Source organism: Nodosilinea sp. P-1105 (assembly GCF_012911975.1).
Lineage (GTDB): Bacteria > Cyanobacteriota > Cyanobacteriia > Phormidesmidales > Phormidesmidaceae > Nodosilinea.
The window spans coordinates 22,222-29,223 of sequence record NZ_SMDQ01000070.1 but is presented as its reverse complement, the minus strand read 5'-3'; the positions used below and the strand labels follow the sequence as shown (position 1 = coordinate 29,223).

General features: G+C 55.2%; 4 protein-coding genes. 2 read left to right on the top strand and 2 right to left on the bottom strand.

Features of this window, described 5'->3' with window-relative positions; all coding sequences use genetic code 11:
• The first annotated feature begins 92 nt into the window (after positions 1-92).
• Positions 93-917: an alpha/beta hydrolase gene (locus E1H13_RS21865; RefSeq protein ID WP_169616671.1), complete on the top strand. Its 825-nt coding sequence runs from the start codon at positions 93-95 to the stop codon at positions 915-917.
• A 161-nt stretch (positions 918-1,078) separates the two neighbouring features.
• Complete coding sequence (locus tag E1H13_RS21860) at positions 1,079-2,572, top strand: FAD-dependent oxidoreductase (protein WP_169616669.1); 1,494 nt, start codon at positions 1,079-1,081, stop codon at positions 2,570-2,572.
• A 144-nt stretch (positions 2,573-2,716) separates the two neighbouring features.
• Here E1H13_RS21860 and E1H13_RS21855 read toward each other — a convergent pair whose 3' ends face one another.
• Both E1H13_RS21855 and E1H13_RS21850 read right to left on the bottom strand, forming a co-directional pair.
• Positions 2,717-3,139 carry a biopolymer transporter ExbD gene (locus tag E1H13_RS21855; RefSeq protein WP_169616667.1) on the bottom strand — a complete coding sequence of 141 codons (423 nt, stop codon included), beginning with the start codon at positions 3,137-3,139 and terminating at the stop codon, positions 2,717-2,719.
• 38 nt (positions 3,140-3,177) lie between these two features.
• Positions 3,178-6,795, bottom strand: a complete 3,618-nt coding sequence (locus E1H13_RS21850; protein WP_206070833.1) for an EAL domain-containing protein — start codon at positions 6,793-6,795, stop codon at positions 3,178-3,180.
• Positions 6,796-7,002 lie beyond the last annotated feature (207 nt).

Here is a 7,002-nt window from a genome sequence, read left to right as displayed (position 1 = left end):
CAGCAGGGGAATATCGTCAACCCGTTCTGTGATAACGGTTAGAGGAGTTTCCATAGCCCAAATCTAACCTAATTGGCCGACCTCACTCAAAAATGAGCGAACCGGGAGCTACCACCTCTGAAACCAAAGTCTCCTACGACCAGTACGGCAGTGGCCCTCCCTTGGTGCTGGTGCACGGTAGCTTCTCAAACCACAAAACCAATTGGGAATTGATCAAACCACTGATTGAAGCGCAATTTACGGTCTACGCGATCGCCCGTCGTGGTCGGGGAGAAACTGATGCCACCCAGGGCCACAGTGTAGAGGATGAAAGCCAGGATGTGGCTGGGCTGATCGAAGCCCTCGATGAACCTGTCTTTCTCCTTGGCCACTCTTACGGTGCCCAGGTGGCACTGGGTGCGGCGGCGTTGGTACCGGGCTCCATTCGCAAGCTGGTACTTTACGAGCCCCCCTGGCCCCACATTATCCGCAAAGACACCCTCAACCGTCTGGAAGAACTAGCCCAAGCAGAAAATTGGGACGTACTGGTGACAACATTTTGTCGCGAAGTCATAGCCATGCCCGAAGACGAACTTAGTCATCTGCAGCGCACCCAGCTCTGGCCGCATATTGTCGCCGATGCAAAAGCCACCATGGCGGAGATCCGTGCCCTCAGCCGTTATGAGTTCGATCCCAATAATTTTCGTGACTTGTCATGTCCAGTGCAACTTCAAATCGGCACTGAGAGCCCCCGCGACCTCTACGTCACCGATGCCCTGGCTGCCGTTCTCCCTAACGTCACCGTTGAAGCGCTACCGGGGCAAGCCCATGAGGGCATGAATACAGCCCCTGACCTGTATGCTGAGGTCCTATCTCGCTTTTTGCTGGGGTCCAGGAAAGCTGTCAAGAGCACTGCTGCTACCGGTAAAGGACGCTGAACACTAGTGTTCAGTCAAAAAAATAATGACGGGAGATGTGACTTAGGGTTCACGGTTCACGGTAAGCGGTTTAAGGCAAGCCGTGTACCGTTTACCGTAAGCCTTGCACCGCATACCTTTTGACCCGTCACTTCTAGCTTGACAGACTACTAGGTACCGTTATGTCTACCCCCTCTAAACAACGAGTCGCCGTGATCGGGGCCGGTGTTGCCGGTCTGGTCAGCGCCAAAGTGCTGAAGCAAGACGGCTTTGATGTCACCGTCTTTGAAAAGGCGTCAACCATGGGCGGGGTCTGGGCGAAATCGCGGGCTTACCCTGGCCTGCGTACCAACAACCCCCGTGAGACCTACGCCTTCTCTGATTTTGACTACCCGGAAACGGCTGATGAGTTCCCCACAGCAGAACAAGTGCGGGCCTATCTCGAAGCCTATGCTGAGCATTTCGGCATTACCCCCCACATTCGCCTGGGGACTGAGGTGATCTCGGTGGCCCGCCGTAGGGCTGAATCTTCCCTATCCCACCCCGGCTTCCGGCTAGAGGTACAGCCAGGGGAAGACGCCGCCGCGCCTGAGGTGCATGACGTTGACTGGGTAGTGGTCTGTAATGGCGTTTTCTCCGTTCCCCATATTCCCCAGCTTCAGGGGCAGGAAACCTTTGCGGGGTGGGTGTTCCATTCCAGTCAGCTCAGCCATCCCGAGATCATCCGTGGCCAGCGCGTCATCGTCGTGGGGGCGGGCAAATCGGCGTTGGACTGTGCCACCTTCGCCGCCCATGAGGCCGCCTCATCTACCCTGGTATTTCGAAAGCCCCACTGGATGGTACCCCGATACTTCAGCGACATCCGAGTTGATCGGGTGCTGTTTAACCGCTTTTCTGAGCAAATTTTCCCGACTTATCACAGTGCCAGCTCTCTTGAAAGGGCTTTGAGATGGGGGGCAACACCACTGATTGGGCTCTGGAAGATGACTGTCAGTTACGTGGTCAAGCGATTGAGCCACATTCCCGATGCGATGGTGCCCGCCATCGCGGCCACCGATGGGCTCGAAAATAACGGCATTGGCGCAGAATTTTACGGGGTTCTGCAGCAGGGACTGGTCCACATCAAATCGGCTCAAATCGTTGCCTACTCAGGGCCAGACACGGTGCAACTGGACACTGGTGAGCAGCTTGAGGCAGATGGGGTGATCTTTGCCACCGGCTGGCAGCAGCGGATCTCGTTCCTCAGTGCCGATTTGCTTCAAAAGATCCAGAAAGAGGGGTGGTTTCAGCTTTATCGGCATATCCTACCTCCCGAAGAGCCTAATTTAGGGTTTATCGGATACGCGGCATCCGGTAACACCCCCCTCACTGCAGAGATTTCTGCCCACTGGCTGTCTCAATGGTTTAGGGGGGAATTAAAGCTGCCAGACAGCACTGAGATGGAACGGGAGATTGCCAAGGTTCGACGATGGACTCAAGCGGTCTTTCCCCGCCGCCACGAAGGCTACTTCATCGGCGCCTATATCAGCCACTACATTGATCAACTAATGCAAGATATGGGCTTGCCAACCCACCGAACTGACAACTGGTTTAGCGAATACTGGGGACCTTTCTGGGCCAGTCGCTACAGGAGCCTAGCCAAAGAGCGCCAGCAGCTGCGGATCAACTGCCCCTAAAGACCCCTGGAACGCCGATTCAGATTCCAGGGTTCTGCCCTCGGATATCCCAAAATTTCTGGCTAATCAGCCCAAGAACCCTGGGATCTCGACATACTGAACCGATGCTCTAGCAGACTATTTAAGTTGCAGAAAGCCGGAAACTCACTCTACCGCCAGCGAGACTCGATTGCCACCGATCGCCCGTAAGTCTGTTAATAGCCCAGCCACTTGGGCATAGGCCAGGTCGCGATCAGCTTTGAGGATCAGCTGACCCTCGGGGTTTTGGGCGAAGTAGGCGCGGGTTTGCTGGGTGAGTTGGTTCAGGCTGATCACCTGGTTGTCGAGCAACAGGTTGCCATCGCGATCGAGGCCGACCACCAGAGTATCCAATTGCACCAGGTCTGGGGCTATGGTGGCATCATCCCCAGAAACTGCCTGGGGCAGCCGCACATTCGCCAACTGCTGCCCGGTCAGGGTCATGGAAATGATGATGAAAAAGGTCAGGACTGTCATCAACACATCCATCATCGGCACCAGGTTGACCTCGGGGACTTGGGTATTAGACTGGCGGGATTTGAAACGCATGGTAGGTAAGGATGAGGGGACAGAGACTGGAGGGTTGATTAGCGGGCCATAATCATGGGCCAAGTCAGCGATCGCGCCAATAGGTCAGTGGCCGCTTCAGCGGTCAGGGGGCGACTAAAGAAATAGCCCTGGCCCAGGTCGTAACCCAGACGGCGTAGCCAATCAACCTGGAGTTGGGTTTCGATCCCTTCAGCCACGGTATCGAGGTTGAGGGGGCGGCTGAGGGCCATGATCGTTTCGATGATCTGGTGGTTTTTGTGATCATCTTGAATTTGATTCACAAAAGAGCGATCCACCTTCAAGCTGTTGACGGGCAGCCGGTGTAAATAGCTCAGGGAAGAATAGCCGGTACCGAAATCATCGATGCTGATTTGCAGGCCCCGCTGCTTCAGTTGACTGAGCAAATCGATGGTGGTTTCAATGTCTTCGATCAGCATACTTTCGGTGATTTCCAGGGTTAAACTCTGACCCCTGAGGCCAGTTTGCGCTAGAACCTGGTCAATTTCAGCCAATAAGTTGGGACGTTGTAGGTCTTGGGCAGACAAGTTGACATTTATTTTTAAATCGGCCCACTGGGGAAAAGCGGCCTGCCAATCGGCTAGCTGTTGACAGGCGGCGGCTAAGCCCCAGCAATCGATGGCGGAGATCAGGCCAATTTCTTCGGCGATCGCGATAAATTCTCCCGGTGACTTGAGCCCATCATGGGGGTGTTGCCAGCGAATCAGGGCCTCAAACCCAGCCAGTTGGCCAGTATCCAGGGTGACAATTGGCTGATAGTGCAGCACAAATTCCTGGTTATCGATCGCCCGGCGCAGGTCGTTCTCTAAGTGCAAACGATGCATGGCCTGGGCATGCATGGCGGCATCAAAGATTTCATAGCAGGCTTTGCCTTTAGTTTTAGCCCGATACATGGCGATGTCAGCATCCCGCAGCAGGTGGACAGCCTCGCGGTAATCTGGGCTAGCCAATACAATTCCAGCACTGGCGGTGGTATAAACATCTCGGGTATCCAGGCGGAAGGTGTAGCGCAACGCTTCAAATAGGCGTTCGGTCACTTGTACCACTTGCAGAAAGTCCTGGATATTCTCAAGTAAAATTACAAACTCATCCCCCCCCAGCCGGGCCACCAAGTTGGGCTCCTTTAGCACAGACCGAAGACGCTGGGCAATGGTCACCAGCAGTTGGTCCCCAGCTAGATGGCCCAGGCTATCGTTGATTACTTTAAATCGATCCAGGTCCAGGAAAATGACCGCAAAATCGTAACAGTTCAGCCGCCGGGCCCGGCAGATGGCCAAGTCCAGCCGATCCATCAGCAGATGGCGATTCGGCAGCCCAGTCAAGCTATCGTGCAGCGCATCGTACTGAAGTTGCTCCTGGGCCTGAATCCGCTCGGTCACATCCCGCGAGGTGGTTTGAATTTGAATGATTTGCCCATCGCCATCCAGAATGGGTTTCGTCAGGGTTTCAAACCAGCGATACCGGCCTGATCTTTGCCGCATGCGATAGGTAATGGGCACGGTTTTGCCGCCATTGGCCGCTTCTTTTAATTCCTCTAAAACTCGAGGGCGGTCCTCGGAATGGATAAACTGGCCTGGATACTGCTGCCACATCTCGGTGTATTGGTATCCCAGCAGGGCCTGGCAGGAGGGGCTGACGTACAGGTACTGACCATCTAACTGGTGTAAGCAAACCAGATCTTTGGAATTTTCGGCCAGTAGCCGGTAGCGGGCTTCACTGTCTCGCATGGCCGCTTCGGCTTGCTTGCGATCACTGATATCCGTGATAAACCCTTCCAGCCACTGCAAGCTACCATCACCGGCATAAATTCCCTGTCCTCGTTCCCACACCCACCGCTCTTCCCCAGCCTTGGTAATGATCCGATACTCACATTCGTAGGGCTGGTGGGCTTGCAACGCCGCTTGAGCCAAGTCCCAAACCGCCTGTAGATCGTCCGGGTGAATGTGCTGACCGTAGGACACATCGCCCCTGAGATACTCATCTGGGGTATAACCTGTCACCCTCGTCACCCCCTGGCTAATAAATTCAGAGGTATAGTCTGAATTATTTTGGCAACGATACACAAAACCGGGCAGGTTACTAATTAAGGTAGAGAGCCGCCGTTCACTAGCCATGAGGGCTGCTTCCGCTTGTTGGCGCTGTTCCAGGGCAAGTTGTTGTTTGGTGATATCGAGGATCAAGCCATCCCAAACCACATCCCCATTAGCCTGCCGGTGGGGACGAGCTGTCCCCTGTAACCACCGCACCTGCTTTGAGGGGGTGGTAATTTTCCACTCTTGGGTCCACAGGTTGAGCGTATGGGCCGATTCCAATACAGACTGCCGTAAAGGGAGCAGGTCCTCCAGGGCCACCATCCGCCAGGTCGCCTCTACATCATCCATAATCTGCTGGGGGGATAGTTCCCACACATCCCGGCAGCCAGGACTGACGTAGGTCATGGTATCGGTGCCATTGGGGTGCAACACATACTGGTAGATTACCCCAGGGGTATTTGCGGCCAGGGTTTGAAAGCGTAACTCGGCTTGTTTGCGATCGCTGACATCCAGAATCAACGTATCCCACACCACATTGCCGTTGGCGTGGCGAGTCGGTTGTCCAGCCGCCTCCAACCATTTTTCGCGGCCCGCAGGGGTGATAATCCGCCAGGCAAAGTGCCATGGCTCTAGGGTGCGGGCCGACTCCAGGACTGAATCCTGCATCCCTGGCCTGTCATCAGGGTGAACCATCTGCCACAAAAGGCTGGCATCCTTTAGGACAGCGTCAGCCTCCACCTCCCAGAGGCCAAGGCAGCCCTGGCTCATGTACAACACGCCATCGCTGCCATCCGGCCTGAGCACATAGCGAAAAATGGCCCCTGGCACATTGGCGGCCATGGCCTGAAAGCGATTCTGGCTCTCCCACAGGGCCGCTTCAACCTGGCGACGCTCGTTGAGTTCTTGGTGCAGCCGCTGGTAAAGGCTGGCCTGGTAGATGGCGACTTCCAACTGAGTGGCCACTGCTTGGGCCAGGGCCACCTGGTCATCACTCCAGGTGAGGGGATGGGGAGAGAGTAACGAAAAACACCCCCACAGGCGCCCATCCACTACCAGAGGGGTCAGTAGCCAGGCCCCAGGGGTAATTTCGGCCACGGATTGATTCACCGGATCCTGGAGGCTACGGGTGTCGTTGATCCTCACCACCTGCTGCCGTCGCAGTTGGGCCGAGCAGGGATTGTTGGCGTCCGGGATTTTGAGGCCGGTGGTGCTAGGGTGCTCTGAACTGTGGTGAAACGCCGCCACCGTGTGCCAGATCAATTGATCGGGGATGTAACGGACAATGCAGCAGTCGAAGGGGGGAAGCAGTTGGCCCATTTCGGTGGCGGCGGTGGCAAAAATGGTGTCTAAATCTAAGGAGTTGCGGATGGATTGAAAAACCCGGTTGAGGGTCTGTTCTCGCTGTATTTGTGCTCGCAACGCTTTGATGTGTGCACCATTGGCGGAACAGTCTGCGATCGCCCCTCGGTCTTCAGCCATTAGCACCTTGACCAGATGCTTGACAGGCTCTGGGGTACTGGCCCAATCATCTGGAGAAATGAGGTTAATGTCTTGAAGGGGTTGCTGGTTGTCCATCACCACAGCACGTTGAACCTGATGCCACATTGCTCCTAAAGTGTACCCACCTGTAGGTGTACCCATCTGTTTACTGGCTCGCGTCTGTCGGCGCGACTGGCGTTAAAGATAATCAAGATGCATTAATTCGGGATGCATCTAGGATAGCCGGTTAACTCGACCGCTCAAGCCAGCACAATCATCTGTCACAGTTGTTAGCAAGACTTCTCCTCCGGCTGCCTATGATTAAGGGGGGTC

Bases quoted from the DNA above. Each gene is read 5' to 3' on its own strand.
- E1H13_RS21865 (WP_169616671.1), top strand. From the start codon at position 93: ATGAGCGAACCGGGAGCTACCACCTCTGAAACCAAAGTCTCCTACGAC.
- E1H13_RS21855 (WP_169616667.1), bottom strand. From the start codon at position 3,139: ATGCGTTTCAAATCCCGCCAGTCTAATACCCAAGTCCCCGAGGTCAAC.
- E1H13_RS21860 (WP_169616669.1), top strand. From the start codon at position 1,079: ATGTCTACCCCCTCTAAACAACGAGTCGCCGTGATCGGGGCCGGTGTT.
- E1H13_RS21850 (WP_206070833.1), bottom strand. From the start codon at position 6,795: ATGTGGCATCAGGTTCAACGTGCTGTGGTGATGGACAACCAGCAACCC.